The following is a 19,370-nucleotide window of genomic DNA, read 5'->3' as shown; positions in this document are numbered from 1 at the left end:
GTGCTGCGAGGATAAAAACAATGAACGACAGCATTTACCTCTCGATTCAAAACAGCCCGCGTTTCAAGGAGCTGGTGAGAAAAAGGGAAAGGTTCGCCTGGATTCTCTCGGCGATCATGCTAGGGCTTTACTCCGCTTTCATCCTGTTGATCGCCTACGGGCCACAAGTACTGGGGGCCAAGATCAGCCCCGGCTCGTCGATTACCTGGGGCATTCCCCTGGGCGTCGGGCTGATTGTGTCCGCCTTCATCCTGACCGGCATCTACGTGCGCCGGGCCAATGGCGAGTTTGACGACCTGAACAATGCGATTCTCAAGGAGGCTGCGCAATGATCCGGCGTCTACTGGCAATATTCGGCGCTTCGCTCTTTGCTCCGGCCGTTTGGGCGGCGGATGCATTGACCGGTGAAGTGCACAAGCAACCCCTGAACGTTTCGGCCATCGTGATGTTCGTCGCGTTTGTCGGCGCGACCCTGTGCATCACCTACTGGGCCTCCAAGCGCAACAAATCGGCGGCCGACTACTATGCGGCCGGCGGCAAGATCACCGGTTTCCAGAACGGCCTGGCAATTGCCGGTGACTACATGTCGGCGGCGTCCTTCCTGGGGATTTCCGCGCTGGTCTACACCTCTGGTTATGACGGCCTGATCTACTCGATCGGCTTCCTGGTGGGCTGGCCGATCATTCTGTTCCTGATCGCCGAGCGCCTGCGTAACCTGGGCAAGTACACCTTCGCCGACGTGGCGTCCTATCGCTTGGGCCAGACCCAGATTCGCAGCCTCTCGGCCTGTGGCTCGCTGGTGGTGGTGGCGTTCTACCTGATCGCGCAGATGGTCGGTGCGGGCAAGCTGATTCAGCTGCTGTTCGGCCTGGACTACCATGTTGCGGTGATCCTGGTCGGTATCTTGATGGTGATGTATGTACTGTTCGGCGGCATGCTGGCGACCACCTGGGTACAGATCATCAAGGCTGTATTGCTGCTGTCCGGTGCCTCGTTCATGGCACTGATGGTGATGAAGCACGTCAACTTCGACTTCAATGCCCTGTTCTCCGAGGCGATCAAGGTTCACCCTAAAGGTGAGGCGATCATGAGCCCCGGCGGCTTGGTGAAAGACCCGATTTCCGCGTTCTCCCTCGGGCTTGCGCTGATGTTCGGTACGGCTGGCCTGCCACACATCCTGATGCGCTTCTTTACCGTCAGCGACGCTAAAGAAGCGCGTAAGAGCGTGTTCTACGCCACCGGTTTCATCGGTTACTTCTACATCCTGACCTTCATCATCGGCTTCGGCGCGATCCTGCTGGTCAGCACCAACCCGGCGTTCAAGGATGCGGCAGGCGCCTTGCTGGGCGGCAACAACATGGCGGCGGTGCACCTGGCCAACGCGGTGGGTGGCAGTATCTTCCTGGGCTTCATCTCGGCCGTGGCCTTCGCCACCATCCTCGCGGTGGTTGCCGGCTTGACCCTGGCCGGTGCGTCGGCGGTGTCCCATGACCTGTACGCCAGCGTGATCAAGAAAGGCAAGGCCAACGACAAGGATGAGATTCGCGTTTCGAAAATCACCACCGTTGCCTTGGGCGTCCTGGCGATTGGCCTGGGTATCCTGTTCGAAAGCCAGAACATCGCGTTCATGGTTGGCCTGGCGTTCTCCATTGCCGCCAGCTGTAACTTCCCGGTGCTGCTGCTTTCCATGTACTGGAAAAACCTCACCACTCGTGGCGCGATGATTGGCGGCTGGCTGGGCTTGATCAGTGCCGTTGGCCTGATGGTGCTGGGCCCGACCATCTGGGTCTCGATCCTGCACCATGAAAAAGCCATCTTCCCTTATGAGTACCCGGCGCTGTTCTCGATGATCATTGCGTTCGTCGGCATCTGGTTCTTCTCCATTACCGACAAGTCGGCGGCGGCAGAGAAAGAGCGTGCGCTGTACTTCCCGCAGTTTGTGCGTTCGCAAACTGGCCTGGGGTCGAGTGGGGCGGTTTCTCACTAAGGTTGTAGCTGGATAGGAAAATACCCCGGTCGAAAGGCCGGGGTATTTTTTTGTCTATAAATTAGGGATTGATCTGACAAAACTGTTTCTCAAATCCTGCACAAATAAAAACGGCCTCCACTAAGGGAGGCCGTTTTCAGTGCAACTAAGCGATGCTTACTTGCGATCTTCCAGCTGGGTGATGTCACGCGACTCGTAGCCGGTGTACAGCTGGCGCGGGCGGCCAATCTTGTACGGGCTGGAGAGCATTTCTTTCCAGTGGGAGATCCAGCCCACGGTCCGCGCCAGGGCGAAGATCACGGTGAACATGCTGGTTGGAATGCCGATTGCCTTGAGGATGATCCCCGAGTAGAAGTCGACGTTCGGGTACAGCGAGCGTTCGATGAAGTACGGGTCGGTCAAGGCGATCTCTTCCAGGCGCATGGCCAGTTCGAGTTGCGGATCGTTCTTGATGCCCAGTTCCTTCAACACTTCGTCGCAGGTCTGCTTCATCACGGTGGCGCGTGGGTCGCGGTTCTTGTAGACGCGGTGACCGAAGCCCATCAACTTGAACGGATCGTTCTTGTCCTTGGCCTTGGCGATGAACTTGTCGATGTTCGAGACATCGCCGATTTCATCGAGCATGGTCAATACGGCTTCGTTCGCACCGCCGTGGGCAGGGCCCCAGAGTGCGGCGATACCGGCGGCGATACAGGCGAACGGGTTGGCACCCGAAGAACCTGCCAGGCGGACGGTGGAGGTGGAGGCGTTCTGCTCGTGGTCGGCGTGGAGGATGAAGATCCGGTCCATGGCCTTGGCAAGCGTCGGGCTGATCGGTTTGATCTCGCACGGCGTGTTGAACATCATGTGCAGGAAGTTTTCCGCGTACGTCAGGTCGTTGCGCGGGTACATCATGGGTTGACCCATGGAGTACTTGTAAACCATTGCGGCCAGGGTCGGCATCTTGGCAACCAGGCGGATCGCGGAGATTTCGCGATGCTGCGGGTTATTGATGTCGAGGGAGTCGTGATAGAAGGCCGACAGGGCGCCGACCACGCCGCACATAACGGCCATCGGGTGGGCGTCGCGACGGAAGCCGTTGAAGAAGGTCTTCAACTGCTCGTGAACCATGGTGTGGTTCTTCACGGTGCTGACGAACTGGGCTTTTTGCTCGGCTGTTGGCAGCTCGCCATTTAGCAGCAGGTAGCAGGTTTCCAGGTAGTCCGATTTCTCAGCCAGTTGCTCGATCGGGTAACCGCGATGAAGCAGAATGCCATTATCACCGTCGATATAGGTGATCTTCGACTCGCAAGAGGCGGTCGACATGAAGCCTGGGTCGAATGTGAAACGGCCCGTGGCCGTCAGGCCCCGTACGTCGATAACATCGGGACCAACGGTGCCGGTTAAAATGGGCAGCTCGACGGGGGCTGCGCCCTCGATGATCAACTGCGCTTTTTTGTCAGCCATGTGGCCTCCTATTTATGCTTCAAATCATCAGACAGACCCCCCACGCAGGGCCCGCACCACTATATTGATATAAATCCAGATGTCAATTTGCCTAAAGTCTTGCAGCAGAAGGCTTTAACCGTACTTTTTCCTCGAAATTGCCTGCCATTTACGCCTTTTATTCCCCCAGCGCAATCCGCTATTAGGGTGAGGAGTGCGCGTTGTCATTAGTAACCTAACTGTCTATACTCGGCCACCGACCGCCAAGGGCTTTTGGGCTTGCTTTCATTGGGGGTCGCACTCCCTGGGTGGTGCTTACCTGACCAGTGCACTCCCCAACAACTTTGCCCTGATTGTTAGGGGCTCTTCAGTGTGAAAAAAAGCCGTGAATAGCCAACGACCTGTAAACCTAGACCTAAGGACCATCAAACTCCCCATCACCGGCGTTACGTCGTTCCTGCACCGTGTTTCCGGCATCATCCTGTTCCTGGGCTTGGGCATCATGCTTTATGCATTGAGCAAATCCCTGGGTTCCGAGGAAGGATACGCCGAGGTGAAGGCATGCTTGACCAGCCCGCTGGCCAAGTTCGTAGCATGGGGCCTCCTGTCTTCTCTTCTGTATCACTTGGTAGCCGGTGTGCGCCACTTGATCATGGACATGGGCATCGGTGAGACGCTGGAAGGCGGCCGCCTGGGCTCGAAAATCATCATCGCCATTTCCGTGGTGCTGATCGTTCTGGCAGGAGTTTGGATATGGTAACCAGCGTTACGAACCTTTCGCGTTCGGGCCTCTATGACTGGATGGCACAGCGTGTGTCTGCGGTCGTTCTCGCGGCTTATTTCATTTTCCTGATCGGATACCTCGTCGCAAACCCGGGCATCGGCTATGAGCAATGGCACGGCCTGTTTTCCCACAATGCGATGCGAATCTTCAGTCTGCTGGCCCTTGTTGCCCTGGGCGCACACGCCTGGGTAGGCATGTGGACCATCGCGACCGACTACCTGACGCCGATGGCGCTGGGCAAGTCCGCGACTGCAGTACGTTTCCTCTTCCAGGCAGTATGCGGCGTCGCGATGTTCGCTTACTTCGTCTGGGGTGTGCAGATTCTTTGGGGTATCTGATTCATGGCTAACATTCCAACTATTTCATTCGACGCCATCATTATTGGTGGCGGCGGTGCTGGCATGCGCGCTGCGCTGCAGCTGGCCCAGGGCGGTCACAAGACTGCCGTGATCACCAAGGTGTTCCCGACCCGTTCCCACACCGTATCGGCCCAGGGTGGCATCACCTGCGCCATCGCCTCCGCCGACCCGAACGATGACTGGCGCTGGCACATGTACGATACCGTCAAGGGTTCCGACTACATCGGTGACCAGGACGCGATCGAATACATGTGTCAGGAAGGCCCGGCCGCGGTGTTCGAGCTGGACCACATGGGTCTGCCGTTCTCCCGTACCGAGCAAGGCCGTATCTACCAGCGTCCATTCGGCGGCCAGTCGAAGGATTACGGTAAAGGCGGGCAGGCTGCCCGTACCTGCGCCGCGTCCGACCGTACCGGTCACGCGCTGTTGCACACCCTTTATCAGGGCAACCTGAAAGCCGGTACCACGTTCCTGAACGAGTACTACGCGGTCGACCTGGTGAAAAACGCCCAGGGCGAATTCGTCGGTGTAATCGCCATCTGCATCGAAACCGGTGAAACCACCTACATCCGCGCCAAGGCTACCGTGCTGGCGACCGGCGGTGCAGGCCGTATCTACGCGTCGACCACCAATGCCCTGATCAACACCGGTGACGGCGTCGGCATGGCACTGCGTGCTGGCGTACCGGTGCAAGACATCGAAATGTGGCAGTTCCACCCGACCGGTATCGCTGGCGCTGGTGTACTGGTTACAGAAGGTTGCCGTGGTGAAGGCGGTTACCTGATCAACAAGCACGGCGAGCGTTTCATGGAGCGTTATGCTCCGAACGCGAAAGACCTGGCGGGTCGTGACGTTGTGGCTCGTTCGATGGTTAAAGAGATCATTGCCGGCAACGGCTGTGGCCCGAATGGCGACCACGTACTGCTGAAGCTCGATCACCTGGGCGAAGAAGTACTGCACAGCCGTCTGCCAGGTATCTGTGAGCTGTCCAAGACCTTTGCTCACGTTGACCCGGTGGTTGCTCCGGTGCCGGTTGTTCCGACTTGCCACTATATGATGGGCGGCGTGCCGACCAACATTCATGGCCAGGCGATCACCCAGAACGCCGAAGGCGAGGACGAGATCATCCACGGTCTGTTCGCTGTAGGCGAAGTGGCGTGCGTATCGGTTCACGGCGCCAACCGCCTGGGCGGCAACTCGCTGCTCGACCTGGTGGTCTTCGGCCGTGCTGCCGGCCTGCACCTGGAAAAGGCGCTGACCGACGGCATCGAATACGACGACGCTACCGACGCCAACATCGAGGCCGCCCTGGCGCGCCTGAACGCTCTGAACGAGCGCACTGATGGCGAAGACGTGGCTACCCTGCGTCGCGAACTGCAAAGCTGCATGCAGAACTACTTCGGTGTATTCCGTACCGGCGAATACATGCAGAAGGGTATCGCCCAGCTGGCTGACCTGCGCAAGCGCATCGCCAACGTCAAGATCAACGATAAGAGCCAGGCGTTCAACACCGCTCGTATCGAAGCCCTTGAACTGCAAAACCTGCTGGAAGTGGCCGAAGCGACTGCAATCGCCGCCGAGGTTCGTAAGGAATCCCGTGGTGCCCACGCCCGTGAAGACTTTGAAGATCGCGACGACGAAAACTGGTTGTGCCACACCCTGTACTTCCCGGGTGACAAGCGCGTGACCAAGCGTGCCGTGAACTTCTCGCCGAAGACGGTTCCGACGTTTGAACCGAAAATTCGGACTTACTAAGGGTGGCTGCCATGTTGAAAGTCAGTGTTTACCGCTACAACCCTGATCAGGACGCCGCGCCGTTCATGCAGGAATTCCAGGTCGATACCGGCGGTAAAGACCTGATGGTGCTGGATGTATTGGCACTGATCAAAGAGCAGGACGAAGGTTTCTCCTATCGTCGCTCTTGCCGTGAAGGTGTGTGCGGTTCCGACGGCATGAACATCAACGGCAAAAACGGCCTGGCGTGCATCACGCCGCTGTCCGCCGTGGTCAAAGGCAACAAGCTGATCGTTCGTCCACTGCCAGGTTTGCCGGTTATCCGTGACCTGGTCGTCGATATGAGCATCTTCTACAAGCAATACGAGAAAGTTAAGCCGTTCCTGCAGAACGACACGCCGGCTCCGGCCATCGAGCGTCTGCAGTCCCCGGAAGAGCGCGAGAAGCTCGACGGTCTGTACGAGTGCATTCTGTGCGCTTGCTGCTCGACTTCGTGCCCGTCCTTCTGGTGGAATCCGGACAAGTTCCTGGGTCCAGCTGCCCTGCTGCAAGCGTACCGCTTCCTGGCAGACAGCCGTGATACCAAGACGTCCGAGCGTTTGGCTTCGCTGGATGACCCGTTCAGCGTATTCCGCTGCCGCGGGATCATGAACTGCGTCAACGTATGTCCCAAAGGCCTGAACCCGACTAAGGCTATTGGTCACATCCGTAACATGCTGCTGCAGAGCGGCGTGTAACTGACGTTGTAGTAAAAGCAGGACCGTTGTGCCCGTAAATGCTACGGCGCAGGCTTCAACCGGCGCCGTAGTTTTAACTTGAGCAGCGACTTACAAAGCCGCGGCTCTTATTTTGAAGAAATGAGACAAGCAGGGGCATTCGGGTTGGTACCCGAACTATCAGCGTGATCCTAAGTGGCTTGTTTTGGTCGCTGCACTTGGCCGTTTGCAAGCAAACTCGGTGTTTTCGCCGGTGGTGTCCCCAAATCGAGGGTGACCAAGCATGCAAGAAAGCGTGATGCAGCGCATGTGGAACAGCGGCTATCTTTCAGGTGGTAACGCTGCCTATGTGGAAGAGCTTTATGAGCTCTACCTGCACGACCCTAACGCTGTGCCAGAAGAATGGCGCACCAAATTTCAGACGTTGTCTTCAGACGGCAACGCTGCCACCGATGTATCGCACGCAACGATTCGCGATCAATTTGTGCTGCTGGCAAAGAACCAGCGCCGCGCCCAACCGGTTTCTGCCGGGAGCGTGAGCAGTGAGCACGAGAAGAAGCAAGTTGAAGTATTGCGACTGATCCAGGCCTACCGGATGCGCGGCCACCAGGCGGCCCAGCTTGACCCGCTGGGGCTCTGGAAGCGTCCTGCACCTGCTGACCTGTCGATCAATCATTACGGCTTGACCAATGCCGATCTTGATACGACCTTCCGTGCCGGCGACCTGTTCATCGGCAAAGAGGAAGCGAGCCTACGCGAAATTCACGAAGCGTTGCAGCAGACATATTGCCGCACCATCGGCGCTGAGTTCACGCACATCACCGATTCCGAGCAACGCCACTGGTTCCAGCATCGCCTGGAAGGTGTGCGTGGTCGTCCGGTATTGTCCGCTGACGTACGCAGCCACCTGCTTGAGCGCGTAACCGCTGCCGAAGGCCTGGAAAAATACCTGGGTACCAAATACCCGGGCACCAAGCGTTTCGGCCTGGAAGGCGGCGAAAGCCTGATCCCGATGCTCGACGAGCTGATCCAGCGTTCCGGTTCCTACGGCACCAAGGAAATCGTGATCGGCATGGCCCACCGTGGTCGCCTGAACGTGTTGGTCAACACCTTCGGCAAGAACCCGCGTGAGCTGTTCGACGAGTTCGAAGGCAAGAAGAAGGTCGAGTTGGGTTCCGGTGACGTTAAATACCACCAGGGCTTCTCGTCCAACGTGATGACTACCGGCGGTGAAGTTCACCTGGCCATGGCCTTCAACCCATCCCACCTGGAAATCGTTTCTCCAGTGGTCGAGGGTTCGGTCCGTGCTCGCCAGGATCGTCGTAACGACACCACCGGTGAAAAAGTTCTGCCAATTTCCATCCACGGTGACGCGGCATTTGCCGGTCAAGGCGTGGTCCTGGAAACGTTCCAGATGTCGCAGACACGCGGCTTCAAGACTGGCGGTACGGTTCACATCGTCATCAACAACCAGGTAGGTTTCACCATCAGCAATCCGCTGGACGCGCGCTCCACCGAGTACGCGACCGACGTTGCCAAGATGATCCAGGCGCCGATCCTCCATGTGAATGGTGATGATCCGGAAGCTGTGTTGTTCGTGACCCAGTTGGCCATTGACTACCGCATGCAGTTCAAGCGTGACGTCGTGATCGACCTGGTCTGCTACCGCCGTCGCGGTCACAACGAAGCTGACGAACCAAGCGGCACCCAGCCGTTGATGTACCAGCAAATCACCAAGCAGCGCACCACCCGCGAGCTTTACGCCGAAAGCCTGACCAAGGCCGGTGTGGTTGACGATGCGCGTGTTCAGGCCAAGGTCGATGAATACCGCAACGCGCTGGACAATGGTCTGCACGTAGTGAAAAGCCTGGTTAAAGAGCCGAACAAAGAGCTGTTCGTGGACTGGCGTCCGTACCTGGGCCACGCCTGGACTGCGCGTCACGACACCTCGTTCGATCTGAAAACCCTGCAGGAATTGTCCGCCAAGCTGTTGGAAATTCCAGAAGGCTTCGTGGTTCAGCGCCAAGTGGCGAAGATTTACGAAGACCGTCAGAAGATGCAAGCCGGCGGCCTGCCGATCAACTGGGGTTACGCCGAAACCATGGCGTACGCGACCCTGGCGTTCGAAGGTCACCCGATCCGCATGACCGGCCAGGACATCGGTCGTGGTACGTTCTCGCACCGTCACGCGGTATTGCACAACCAGAAAGACGCGGGCACCTACATCCCGTTGCAGAACCTGTACGAAGGCCAGCCACGTTTCGATCTGTACGATTCGTTCCTGTCCGAAGAAGCGGTTCTGGCGTTCGAATACGGTTACTCGACCACCACGCCAAACGCGCTGGTGATCTGGGAAGCCCAGTTCGGCGACTTCGCCAACGGCGCCCAAGTGGTAATCGACCAGTTCATCACCAGCGGCGAGCACAAGTGGGGTCGCCTGTGCGGTCTGACCATGTTGCTGCCACACGGTTATGAAGGTCAGGGTCCTGAGCACTCCTCGGCCCGTCTGGAGCGTTACCTGCAGCTGTGCGCCGAGCACAACATCCAGGTGTGCGTGCCGACTACCCCGGCCCAGATCTACCACTTGCTGCGTCGCCAGGTGATCCGCCCGCTGCGCAAGCCGCTGGTAGTGCTGACACCGAAGTCGCTATTGCGTCATAAATTGGCCATCTCGACCCTGGAAGATCTGGCTGATGGTTCGTTCCAGACTGTTATTCCAGAAATCGACACGCTGGACGCAGCCAAGGTGACTCGCCTGGTCCTGTGCAGCGGTAAGGTCTACTACGACCTGCTGGAAAAACGTCGTGCCGAAGGCCGCGAAGACATCGCCATCGTGCGTATCGAGCAGCTTTACCCGTTCCCGGAAGACGACCTGATGGAGGCCATCGCGCCTTACACCAACCTCACCAACGTGGTGTGGTGCCAGGAAGAACCGATGAACCAGGGCGCGTGGTACAGCAGCCAGCATCACCTGCGTCGCAGCATGGGTAACCACAACAAGGCGCTGAACCTGGAGTACGCCGGTCGCGATGCTTCTGCTGCACCTGCATGTGGTTATGCGTCGATGCACGCCGAGCAGCAGGAAAAACTGCTGCAAGATGCTTTTACTGTTTAACGCCTTCGCGCTGACTGAAACCGAATTTTAAGGACACACAGATAATGGCTATCGAAATCAAAGCCCCGTCATTCCCGGAATCGGTTGCCGATGGCACCGTTGCCACTTGGCACAAGAAACCAGGCGACGCTGTAAAGCGTGACGACCTGATCGTTGACATCGAGACCGACAAAGTCGTGCTGGAAGTATTGGCCGAAGCTGACGGCGTGCTGGGCGCAATCGTTGCCGAAGAAGGCGCTACCGTTCTGTCGAACCAGGTACTGGGCTCGATCGAAGAGGGCAGCGCTGCTGCCGCTGCTCCTGCTGCCGCTGCACCGGCAGCCGCCGCTGCTCCTGCCGCCGCTCCGGCTGCTCGCGCTGAAGACCCGATCGCTGCACCAGCTGCCCGTCAGCTGGCTGAAGAGAACGGCATCAACCTGGCGTCCGTCAAAGGCACCGGCAAAGACGGTCGCATCACCAAGGAAGACGTGGTTGCTGCTGTTGAAGCCAAGAAAAACGCTCCAGCTGCCGCACCTGCCAAGGCTGCTGCCCCGGCCGCTGCTGCTCCTGTGTTCGCCGCTGGCGACCGCACCGAGAAGCGCGTTCCGATGACTCGCGTACGTGCCACCGTGGCCAAGCGTCTGGTTGAAGCCCAGTCGAACATGGCGATGCTGACCACCTTCAACGAAGTCGACATGACCGAAGTCATGGCCCTGCGTTCGAAGTACAAGGATCTGTTCGAGAAGTCCCACAACGGCGTGCGCCTGGGCTTCATGTCCTTCTTCGTGAAAGCGGCCACCGAAGCGCTGAAACGCTTCCCGGCAGTCAACGCTTCCATCGACGGCAACGACATCGTTTACCATGGCTACGCCGACGTCGGCGTTGCCGTGTCCAGCGACCGTGGCCTGGTGGTTCCAGTACTGCGTAACGCCGAACTGATGAGCCTGGCTGAAATCGAAGGCGGCATCGCCACCTTCGGCAAGAAAGCCCGTGACGGCAAGCTGACCATCGACGAGATGACCGGCGGTACCTTCACCATCACCAACGGTGGTACCTTCGGTTCGATGATGTCGACGCCGATTGTCAACCCACCACAAGCGGCAATCCTGGGCATGCACAACATCATCCAGCGTCCGATGGCCATCAACGGCCAAGTCGTGATCCGCCCAATGATGTACCTGGCGCTGTCGTACGATCACCGCCTGATCGATGGTAAAGAAGCCGTGACTTTCCTGGTGACCATCAAGAACCTGCTGGAAGACCCGGCTCGTCTTCTTCTGGATATTTGATTGAAGCAGCTTCAAGTTGCGAGCTACAAGCTGCAAGTAAACGCAGTTTGGCTTGCAGCTTGAAGCTCCGAGCTTGAAGCTTGAAGCTAATAGAGGATCTATTTTCATGACACAGAAATTTGACGTCGTAGTGATTGGTGCAGGTCCTGGCGGCTACGTTGCTGCCATCAAGGCCGCACAACTGGGCCTCTCGACTGCTTGCATCGAAAAATACACCGACAAGGAAGGCAAACTGGCACTGGGCGGTACTTGCCTGAACGTCGGTTGCATTCCTTCCAAGGCGCTGCTGGACAGCTCCTGGAAATTCCACGAAGCCCAAGACGGCTTCGCGATCCACGGCATCAACCATGCTGGCGTGACCATGGACGTGCCAGCAATGGTCGGCCGTAAAGCCAACATCGTTAAAGGCCTGACTTCCGGCGTTGCCACCTTGTTCAAGGCCAACGGCGTGACTTCCCTGCAAGGCCACGGCAAGCTGCTGGCTGGCAAGAAAGTTGAAATCACCAAGCCAGACGGCTCGACCGAAATCATCGAAGCCGAGAACGTGATCCTGGCCCCAGGTTCGCGTCCAATCGACATCCCGCCTGCTCCAGTTGACCAGAACGTGATCGTTGATTCGACTGGCGCCCTGGAATTCCAAGCAGTGCCTAAGCGCCTGGGCGTGATCGGCGCTGGCGTAATCGGCCTGGAGCTGGGTTCGGTATGGTCCCGCCTGGGTTCCGAAGTCACCGTGCTGGAAGCCCTGGACACGTTCCTGCTGGCTGCCGACACCGCTGTGTCGAAAGAGGCGCTGAAAACCCTGACCAAACAAGGTCTGGACATCAAGCTGGGCGCTCGCGTGACCGGCTCGAAAGTCAACGGTGAAGAAGTTGTCGTCAACTACACCGACAAGGATGGTGAAAAAACCATCACTTTCGACAAGCTGATCGTAGCCGTGGGTCGCCGTCCAGTGACCACCGACCTGCTGGCAGCTGACAGCGGCGTGACCCTCGACGAGCGCGGTTATGTGCACGTTGACGATCACTGCGCGACCACCGTGCCTGGCGTCTACGCCATCGGCGACGTGGTGCGTGGCATGATGCTGGCGCACAAGGCTTCCGAAGAAGGCATCATGGTTGTCGAGCGCATCAAGGGCCACAAGACCCAGATGAACTACGACCTGATCCCATCGGTTATCTACACCCACCCGGAAATTGCATGGGTCGGCAAGAACGAACAGCAGTTGAAAGCTGAAGGCGTTGAAGTTAACGTCGGCACCTTCCCGTTCGCCGCTTCTGGCCGTGCCATGGCAGCCAACGACACCGGTGGTTTTGTCAAGGTCATCGCTGATGCCAAGACTGACCGCGTATTGGGCGTCCACGTGATTGGCCCAAGCGCCGCAGAACTGGTTCAGCAAGGCGCGATCGGTATGGAATTCGGCACCAGTGCCGAGGATCTGGGCATGATGGTCTTCTCCCATCCGACCCTGTCCGAAGCGCTGCATGAAGCCGCGTTGGCAGTGAATGGCGGCGCCATCCACATCGCCAACAAGAAGAAGCGCTAAGCGAGATAATAAGAAACCACGGCGGAGTTGCCCGTCGTGAGCCTTGCGCGCAAGACTCACCGCGGAATATCCGCTGGACGCAGTCTTGCGCAGCTTTACGGGCCTTGAGCCCCGCAAGTTGCGCAAGCAGCAGTCACAGGTGGCGCGGCACTCATAATGAGCGCAGCGCCGAATGCGCAGTACCTAACGAAGACGGTAAAAAGCATGAATCTTCACGAGTATCAGGGTAAGCAGCTGTTCGCTGAATACGGCCTGCCAGTTTCCAAGGGCTACGCAGTAGACACCCCGGAAGCAGCAGCAGAAGCTTGCGACAAAATCGGCGGCAGCGAGTGGGTTGTCAAAGCCCAGGTCCACGCCGGTGGTCGCGGTAAAGCGGGCGGCGTTAAGCTGGTTCGCAGCAAAGAAGACGCCAAGGCCTTCGCACAGCAGTGGCTGGGCAAGCGTCTGGTGACTTACCAGACTGATGCCAATGGCCAGCCAGTCACCAAGATCCTGGTTGAATCGTGCACTGATATCGCTAAAGAGCTGTACCTGGGCGCTGTCGTTGACCGTTCGAGCCGTCGCATCGTGTTCATGGCTTCCACCGAAGGTGGCGTGGACATTGAGAAGATCGCCGAAGAAACCCCAGAAAAAATTCTGAAAGCTACTATCGATCCACTGGTTGGCGCTCAGCCATTCCAGGGTCGCGAGCTGGCTTTCCAGCTGGGCCTGGAAGGCAAGCAAGTTGCCCAGTTCGCCAAGATCTTCGTCGGTCTGGCCAAGCTGTTCCAGGATCACGATCTGGCCCTGCTGGAAGTGAACCCGCTGGTGATCAAGGCTGACGGCGATCTGCACTGCCTGGACGCCAAGATCAACATCGACGCCAACGCCATGTACCGTCAGCCTAAGCTGAAGACTTTCCACGATCCGTCGCAAGACGATCCGCGCGAAGCGCACGCTGCCAAGTTCGAACTGAACTACGTAGCCCTGGAAGGTAACATCGGCTGCATGGTCAACGGTGCTGGCCTGGCCATGGGTACCATGGACATCGTCAACCTGCATGGCGGCAAACCAGCCAACTTCCTCGACGTGGGCGGTGGTGCTACCAAAGAACGCGTAACCGAAGCTTTCAAGATCATCCTGTCCGACTCCAACGTCGCTGCAGTACTGGTCAACATCTTCGGCGGCATCGTTCGTTGCGACATGATTGCCGAAGGCATCATCGGTGCAGTGAAAGAAGTCGGCGTTAAAATCCCGGTTGTTGTTCGCCTTGAAGGTAACAACGCTGAACTGGGCGCTAAAGTACTGGCAGAAAGCGGTTTGAACATCATCGCGGCTACCAGCCTGACCGACGCTGCTCAACAAGTTGTCAAAGCTGCGGAGGGCAAATAATGAGCGTCCTGATCAATAAAGACACCAAAGTTATCTGCCAGGGTATTACCGGTTCGCAAGGTAGTTTCCACACCCAGCAAGCCATCGAATACGGCACCAAGATGGTTGGCGGCGTAACACCTGGTAAGGGCGGCACCGAGCACCTGGGTCTGCCAGTGTTCAACACCGTGAAAGACGCTGTAGCTGCCACTGGCGCCACCGCCAGCGTGATCTACGTTCCAGCTCCTTTCTGCAAGGACTCGATCCTGGAAGCAGCATTCGGCGGCATCAAGCTGATCGTCTGCATCACCGAAGGCATTCCTACCCTGGACATGCTGGACGCTAAAGTTAAGTGCGACGAGCTGGGCGTAGTCCTGATCGGCCCTAACTGCCCAGGCGTGATCACTCCAGGCGAATGCAAGATCGGCATCATGCCAGGTCACATTCACTTGCCAGGCAAGGTCGGTATCGTTTCCCGTTCCGGCACCCTGACCTACGAAGCTGTGAAGCAGACCACTGACGCCGGTTTCGGTCAGTCGACTTGCGTCGGCATCGGCGGTGACCCGATCCCAGGCTCGAACTTCATCGACATCCTGAAACTGTTCCAGGAAGACCCGAAGACCGAAGCGATCGTAATGATCGGTGAGATCGGCGGTTCGGCTGAAGAAGAAGCGGCTGCCTACATCAAGGCACACGTGACCAAGCCGGTTGTTTCCTACATCGCTGGTGTGACTGCCCCTGCTGGCAAGCGCATGGGCCATGCTGGCGCAATCATCTCTGGCGGCAAGGGCACTGCAGACGAGAAGTTTGCTGCCCTGGAAGACGCAGGCGTTAAAACCGTGCGTTCGCTGGCAGACATCGGCAAGGCTTTGTCCGAGCTGACCGGTTGGGCTGTCAAGTAAGCCTCGCGCTTAACTGACGCTTCACCAACACAAAGGCCACCTTCGGGTGGCCTTTGTGCTTTCAGTAACCACATTTTCTGTAGGAGCCGGCTTGCCGGCGATAGGGCCTTCAGCCTTTCGCTGAATTCAAGGACGCTATCGCCGGCAAGCCAGCTCCTACAGTTTTTTGTATGGCATGGCTGAGTAACTTATCTGCATTGCCAGATTAAATATGAAAACGCGACATAGAGATGTCGCTTATCGGACAGTCCGCCCCGCAACAGTGCGTTCGTCAGCCAATTTCTGTACCCTAGCCGCCTCTTTATGCGTGCGCATCCCAAAAGGAAGCCCCGCGCTAGACCGGTCGGCTCCCATAAGGGCCGGCAGTATTTCCCTCATCCATAGGGAATCCCTCTCTAAATTCCGATTCAGTAGTGTGGTATTTCCCGAAATGAAAGTGTTGAAAAGCCAGGATATCCTGGCGTTGGGCTTTATGACGTTTGCCCTGTTCGTGGGCGCCGGCAACATCATCTTCCCGCCTATCGTTGGTTTGCAGTCCGGACCTCACGTCTGGATGGCAGCGCTGGGCTTTCTGATCACGGCCGTCGGCCTGCCGGTGGTCACTGTGATCGCCCTGGCCAAGGTCGGCGGCGGTATGGACGCGTTGAGCAGCCCGATCGGCAAGATCGCCGGTGGTCTGCTGGCGGCGGCGGCGTATCTGGCGGTAGGGCCGCTGTTCGCCACCCCGCGTACCGCCACCGTGTCCTTTGAAGTGGGCCTGGCGCCGTTGACCGGCGAAAGCCCGCTGGCGTTGTTCCTCTACAGTTCGGTGTATTTCCTGGTGGTGTTCTTTGTCTCCCTGTACCCAGGACGACTGCTGGACACCGTGGGGCGCTTCCTCGCACCGCTGAAGATCATTGCGCTGGCCATCCTCGGTATCGCCGCCTTTGCCCTGCCGGCCGGTGAAGTGGGTGTCGCCACCCCAGAATACGTGGCTGCGCCGTTCTCCCAAGGTTTCATCAATGGTTACCTGACCATGGATACTCTGGGGGCACTGGTGTTTGGCATCGTGATCGTCAATGCGATCCGGTCCCGTGGTGTTGAGTCGCCGAAGCTGATCACCCGCTACGCGATCATTGCTGGCCTGATCGCCGGTGTGGGCTTGGCCCTGGTGTACATCAGCCTGTTCCGCCTCGGCTCTGGCAGCCACGCGGTTGCCGCCGGTGCAAGCAACGGCGCGGCGGTGCTGCACGCTTATGTGCAACACACCTTCGGTTCCCTGGGCAGCGGCTTCCTGGCCGTGCTGATCTCCCTTGCATGCCTGGTCACCGCCGTAGGCCTGACCTGCGCCTGTGCCGAGTACTTCAGCCGTATCCTGCCGCTGTCCTACAAGACACTGGTGGTGATCCTGGCGCTGTTCTCGCTGTTCGTGTCCAACCTGGGCCTGACCAAGCTGATCGCGTTCTCGATCCCGGTACTCACGGCGATCTACCCGCCGTGCATCGTGCTGGTGGCGTTGAGCTTCTGCAAAGACTTCTGGCTGGAGCAGGGGCGCATCGTCGGTCCGGTGATGCTGGTGTCGTTCATCTTTGGTTGCATTGATGCGCTCAAGGGCGCTGGCCTCGCGGATTGGATGCCTGCGCAATTGGCCAACCTGCCGCTGAGCGAGCAGGGCCTGGCGTGGCTGGTGCCGTCGGTGATGACACTGGCTGTGGCGTTTGTGGTTGATCGTATGCTCGGCAAGCGTAGCGAAGCTATCGCTTAAACAAGCGGGTTTACGTTACAAGGAAATGCCTCGTATCAATCGATACGGGGCATTTTTTATGCTTATAGAACACGATCCTGTAGGAGCTGGCTTGCCAGCGATAGCGGTGTGTCAGCCAACGTATTCCGTGATTGATATGCTGCCATCGCCGGCAAGCCAGCTCCTACGATCGCTCGTGTTTGCCAAATCGCCGCTTAATAGGACCCGCATGTCGTTTATCGAGACCAATCAAATCCACCTGCTTGCCGCCCTCTGGTTCGTCCTGTGCTGGGGCGGCTACACCCGCTATGCCACCTGGAAAGCCCGCGACACGGCCTGCCTGGCCAGCGTGCTGCATCTGTATCGCGAGGACTGGATGCGCCGCATGCTGCTGCGCGACAACCGCATCGCCGACGCCAGTGTGATCGGCAACCTCGAGCGCAACGCCTCGTTCTTTGCCTCCAGTACCCTGATCATCCTCGCCGGTATTCTCACCGTGCTCGGGGCCTCGGAGCGTGCGGTGTCGTTGCTGGCGGATATCCCCATGGTGCAGCAGGCGTCCCAGGGCATGTCGGAGATCAAGTTGTTGTGCCTGGCGCTGGTGTTCGTCTACGCGTTCTTCACATTCAGCTGGTGCATGCGCCAGTACAACTTCGCGGCGGTGCTGGTGGGTTCGGCGCCGATGATCGGTGAGCGGCATGTGTCGGAACAGGAGCGCAATGCGTTTGCCCTGCGCGCGGCGCGGGTGATCTCCATGGCCGCTAACCAGTTCAACTTCGGCCTGCGCGCTTATTACTTCGGCATGACGATGCTGGCGTGGTTTGTCAGCCCCTGGTTGTTCATGTTGATGAGCAGCGGGGTGGTGTTGGTGCTGTACCGTCGGGAGTTTCATTCCGACGTGCTGCAAGTGATGGTGTATACGCAAACGGACGCGCCGCCGCCGGAACCGGCTAAAGAAGTGGGCTAACTAAGGCCTCCAAATAGAAACCCAGACAAAGTAAAGCCCGCTATCTAAGCGGGCTTTCTTTTTGCAGCCAGGCTATTTCAAGCCGCGGTCTCAAGAACCGGTGGCTGGGGTAGCAGGTGCTGCTTCTTTTGCGGCGGCTGCGTTCGATTCAGCCTGAGCTTTGGCAGCATCGGCGTTTTCTTTCGCAGCGTCGTTCACTTTATCCTGAGCCTTCGCCATATCTTTCTGAGCTTGCTCAGAGTGCGCGGCGGCGTCTTGGGCTTTGTCTTCGGATTTCTTGTCGCAGGCAGCGAGACCGAGGGCAGCGGCGAGCATCATGGAAATAGCTAAAGTCTTGCGCATGGGTGTTTCTCCTTATTGAAGATATCTACTGGCCTTTCGAGCATGGCGGTTCGGCATTAGTTCCTTTTATTCCATAGATATATAAATCGCTGACTAACCGGAACTTTTGCCCACCCACCCCTTCCGCGAATCAACACTAATAAGAGTCTGGAACGAATGACCGAAAATCCCCTGTTAGAGCGCGCGACGCGCTTTGTTTCGGCCTTGCGCCATTGTCAGGTGCTGGGCATTACCGCTCATCAGGCCAGCGAGGAGGGCATCACCTTGATCATGCCCTACGCCACGCATTTAGTGGGTGATCCCCAGTCGGGGGTGATCCATGGCGGCGCGCTGACTTCTCTGATGGACACCGCCTGCGGCATGGCCACCCTGTGTGTGCTGCCGGAATTCGAAGTGTGCCCGACCCTCGACTTGCGCGTTGACTACATGCATCCCGCTGCGCCCCACAAACCCGTGTATGGCTTCGCCCAATGCTACCGGGTGACCACCGACGTCATCTTCACCCGCGGCTTTGCCTTCCAGGATGACCCCCAGCAACCCATCGCCCATGTGGTGGGCACGTTCATGCGCATGGGCAAACGCCTCAGGGGCACACAAGGATTGGGCAGCGCGATAAAGGGAGAACAGGCATGACGCACCGATTCAAGACCCGCCTGGAACATGCCCATGAGCGCGGTGATTACGAGGCGCTGCTCAACCTCATTCCTTACGCCAAGCTCATCGGCATTGAATGCACGCGACTGGGGGATGAATTGCTGTTCCGCCTGCCGGCCAACAAGGACAATATTGGTAACCCCATATTGCCAGCGCTGCACGGTGGCGTGATTGCGGGCTTCATGGAGCTGTCGGCGGCGCTGCACCTGTTGGTGTTCACGGGCGCGCCGGGCATCCCGAAAATCATCGACTTTTCCCTGGATTACCTGCGCGCCGGGCAGTTTCGCGACACCTATGCCAAATGCCAGGTGTGGCGCCAGGGTCGACGGGTGGCGAACGTGGCTATCACCGCCTGGCAGAGCACGGCCGCAGAACCTATCGCCACCGCCCGCGCGCATTTCAAGATCGAGGAACAGAGCCGCCCTTGAAATCCTGGTCTTAGCCCCCAACTTTGATGACAACCCGCCGCCAACCCTCAAGGGCGCGGCCACTGCCATCCAA

The 19,370-nt window shown here is 58.2% G+C and carries 17 protein-coding genes; 15 read left to right on the top strand and 2 right to left on the bottom strand.

The window, feature by feature from the left end:
* The first annotated feature begins 20 nt into the window (after positions 1-20).
* Together ACP7C6_RS12780 and ACP7C6_RS12775 are read left to right on the top strand one after the other, a co-directional pair.
* Positions 21-332, top strand: a complete 312-nt coding sequence (locus ACP7C6_RS12780) for a DUF485 domain-containing protein (protein ID WP_003190001.1) — start codon at positions 21-23, stop codon at positions 330-332.
* Positions 329-1,987 carry a cation acetate symporter gene (locus ACP7C6_RS12775; protein ID WP_028615711.1) on the top strand — a complete coding sequence of 553 codons (1,659 nt, stop codon included), beginning with the start codon at positions 329-331 and terminating at the stop codon, positions 1,985-1,987. Before ACP7C6_RS12780 ends, ACP7C6_RS12775 begins: the two co-directional genes overlap by 4 nt.
* 156 nt (positions 1,988-2,143) lie before the next feature.
* Here ACP7C6_RS12775 and gltA read toward each other — a convergent pair whose 3' ends face one another.
* Positions 2,144-3,433: a citrate synthase gene (gene gltA / locus ACP7C6_RS12770; protein ID WP_028615712.1), complete on the bottom strand. Its 1,290-nt coding sequence runs from the start codon at positions 3,431-3,433 to the stop codon at positions 2,144-2,146.
* Between the two features lie 364 nt (positions 3,434-3,797).
* Between gltA and sdhC the strand changes: the two genes are divergently transcribed.
* The 11 genes from sdhC (at position 3,798) to ACP7C6_RS12715 (ending at position 17,873) form a co-directional block, all read left to right on the top strand.
* Positions 3,798-4,172, top strand: a complete 375-nt coding sequence (gene sdhC / locus ACP7C6_RS12765; protein WP_003190005.1) for a succinate dehydrogenase, cytochrome b556 subunit — start codon at positions 3,798-3,800, stop codon at positions 4,170-4,172.
* Positions 4,166-4,534 carry a succinate dehydrogenase, hydrophobic membrane anchor protein gene (gene sdhD / locus ACP7C6_RS12760; RefSeq protein ID WP_003172805.1) on the top strand — a complete coding sequence of 123 codons (369 nt, stop codon included), beginning with the start codon at positions 4,166-4,168 and terminating at the stop codon, positions 4,532-4,534. The genes sdhC and sdhD overlap by 7 nt, the downstream gene beginning before the upstream one ends.
* 3 nt (positions 4,535-4,537) lie before the next feature.
* On the top strand, positions 4,538-6,310 hold the full coding sequence (gene sdhA, locus ACP7C6_RS12755; protein ID WP_010211741.1) for a succinate dehydrogenase flavoprotein subunit: 1,773 nt from the start codon (positions 4,538-4,540) through the stop codon (positions 6,308-6,310).
* A gap of 11 nt (positions 6,311-6,321) precedes the next feature.
* Positions 6,322-7,026, top strand: a complete 705-nt coding sequence (locus tag ACP7C6_RS12750; protein ID WP_003172807.1) for a succinate dehydrogenase iron-sulfur subunit — start codon at positions 6,322-6,324, stop codon at positions 7,024-7,026.
* 262 nt (positions 7,027-7,288) lie between these two features.
* Positions 7,289-10,120: a 2-oxoglutarate dehydrogenase E1 component gene (locus tag ACP7C6_RS12745; RefSeq protein ID WP_016979562.1), complete on the top strand. Its 2,832-nt coding sequence runs from the start codon at positions 7,289-7,291 to the stop codon at positions 10,118-10,120.
* Positions 10,121-10,164: 44 nt separating this feature from the next.
* Entirely contained in the window at positions 10,165-11,388 is a 1,224-nt protein-coding gene (odhB, locus tag ACP7C6_RS12740; protein WP_426108823.1) for a 2-oxoglutarate dehydrogenase complex dihydrolipoyllysine-residue succinyltransferase, read from the top strand.
* A gap of 106 nt (positions 11,389-11,494) precedes the next feature.
* On the top strand, positions 11,495-12,931 hold the full coding sequence (gene lpdA, locus ACP7C6_RS12735; protein WP_028615714.1) for a dihydrolipoyl dehydrogenase: 1,437 nt from the start codon (positions 11,495-11,497) through the stop codon (positions 12,929-12,931).
* Positions 12,932-13,135: 204 nt separating this feature from the next.
* Positions 13,136-14,302: an ADP-forming succinate--CoA ligase subunit beta gene (gene sucC / locus ACP7C6_RS12730; RefSeq protein ID WP_016979559.1), complete on the top strand. Its 1,167-nt coding sequence runs from the start codon at positions 13,136-13,138 to the stop codon at positions 14,300-14,302.
* Complete coding sequence (gene sucD, locus ACP7C6_RS12725) at positions 14,302-15,183, top strand: succinate--CoA ligase subunit alpha (RefSeq protein WP_003210566.1); 882 nt, start codon at positions 14,302-14,304, stop codon at positions 15,181-15,183. Before sucC ends, sucD begins: the two co-directional genes overlap by 1 nt.
* Before the next feature lie 430 nt (positions 15,184-15,613).
* Entirely contained in the window at positions 15,614-16,927 is a 1,314-nt protein-coding gene (brnQ, locus tag ACP7C6_RS12720; protein ID WP_028615715.1) for a branched-chain amino acid transport system II carrier protein, read from the top strand.
* A 208-nt stretch (positions 16,928-17,135) separates the two neighbouring features.
* A complete protein-coding gene (locus ACP7C6_RS12715; RefSeq protein WP_028615716.1) occupies positions 17,136-17,873 on the top strand; it encodes a DUF599 domain-containing protein in 738 nt (245 codons plus the stop codon).
* 90 nt (positions 17,874-17,963) lie between these two features.
* On the opposite strand, the gene ACP7C6_RS12710 is transcribed toward ACP7C6_RS12715, so the two are convergent.
* On the bottom strand, positions 17,964-18,215 hold the full coding sequence (locus ACP7C6_RS12710) for a hypothetical protein (protein WP_012723095.1): 252 nt from the start codon (positions 18,213-18,215) through the stop codon (positions 17,964-17,966).
* A gap of 156 nt (positions 18,216-18,371) precedes the next feature.
* On the opposite strand from ACP7C6_RS12710, the gene ACP7C6_RS12705 reads away from it, so the two are divergent.
* Both ACP7C6_RS12705 and ACP7C6_RS12700 read left to right on the top strand, forming a co-directional pair.
* Complete coding sequence (locus ACP7C6_RS12705; protein ID WP_028615717.1) at positions 18,372-18,848, top strand: PaaI family thioesterase; 477 nt, start codon at positions 18,372-18,374, stop codon at positions 18,846-18,848.
* Positions 18,845-19,297 (top strand): PaaI family thioesterase, encoded by a 453-nt coding sequence (locus ACP7C6_RS12700; RefSeq protein ID WP_426108822.1) that lies wholly within the window; start codon positions 18,845-18,847, stop codon positions 19,295-19,297. Before ACP7C6_RS12705 ends, ACP7C6_RS12700 begins: the two co-directional genes overlap by 4 nt.
* Positions 19,298-19,370: the final 73 nt, after the last annotated feature.

The sequence above is a fragment of the Pseudomonas sp. TWR1-1-4 genome (assembly GCF_049897165.1).
GTDB lineage: Bacteria > Pseudomonadota > Gammaproteobacteria > Pseudomonadales > Pseudomonadaceae > Aquipseudomonas > Aquipseudomonas canadensis.
This window is presented reverse-complemented; position numbering and strand designations above follow the sequence as displayed.

Excerpts from the sequence above, each read along its gene's own strand:
- brnQ (WP_028615715.1), top strand. The coding sequence starts at position 15,614 with ATGAAAGTGTTGAAAAGCCAGGATATCCTGGCGTTGGGCTTTATGACG.
- ACP7C6_RS12710 (WP_012723095.1), bottom strand. The coding sequence starts at position 18,215 with ATGCGCAAGACTTTAGCTATTTCCATGATGCTCGCCGCTGCCCTCGGT.
- lpdA (WP_028615714.1), top strand. The coding sequence starts at position 11,495 with ATGACACAGAAATTTGACGTCGTAGTGATTGGTGCAGGTCCTGGCGGC.
- ACP7C6_RS12700 (WP_426108822.1), top strand. The coding sequence starts at position 18,845 with ATGACGCACCGATTCAAGACCCGCCTGGAACATGCCCATGAGCGCGGT.
- sucD (WP_003210566.1), top strand. The coding sequence starts at position 14,302 with ATGAGCGTCCTGATCAATAAAGACACCAAAGTTATCTGCCAGGGTATT.
- ACP7C6_RS12780 (WP_003190001.1), top strand. The coding sequence starts at position 21 with ATGAACGACAGCATTTACCTCTCGATTCAAAACAGCCCGCGTTTCAAG.
- ACP7C6_RS12715 (WP_028615716.1), top strand. The coding sequence starts at position 17,136 with ATGTCGTTTATCGAGACCAATCAAATCCACCTGCTTGCCGCCCTCTGG.
- sucC (WP_016979559.1), top strand. The coding sequence starts at position 13,136 with ATGAATCTTCACGAGTATCAGGGTAAGCAGCTGTTCGCTGAATACGGC.
- ACP7C6_RS12745 (WP_016979562.1), top strand. The coding sequence starts at position 7,289 with ATGCAAGAAAGCGTGATGCAGCGCATGTGGAACAGCGGCTATCTTTCA.
- sdhD (WP_003172805.1), top strand. The coding sequence starts at position 4,166 with ATGGTAACCAGCGTTACGAACCTTTCGCGTTCGGGCCTCTATGACTGG.
- gltA (WP_028615712.1), bottom strand. The coding sequence starts at position 3,433 with ATGGCTGACAAAAAAGCGCAGTTGATCATCGAGGGCGCAGCCCCCGTC.
- sdhA (WP_010211741.1), top strand. The coding sequence starts at position 4,538 with ATGGCTAACATTCCAACTATTTCATTCGACGCCATCATTATTGGTGGC.
- ACP7C6_RS12775 (WP_028615711.1), top strand. The coding sequence starts at position 329 with ATGATCCGGCGTCTACTGGCAATATTCGGCGCTTCGCTCTTTGCTCCG.
- ACP7C6_RS12705 (WP_028615717.1), top strand. The coding sequence starts at position 18,372 with ATGACCGAAAATCCCCTGTTAGAGCGCGCGACGCGCTTTGTTTCGGCC.
- odhB (WP_426108823.1), top strand. The coding sequence starts at position 10,165 with ATGGCTATCGAAATCAAAGCCCCGTCATTCCCGGAATCGGTTGCCGAT.
- ACP7C6_RS12750 (WP_003172807.1), top strand. The coding sequence starts at position 6,322 with ATGTTGAAAGTCAGTGTTTACCGCTACAACCCTGATCAGGACGCCGCG.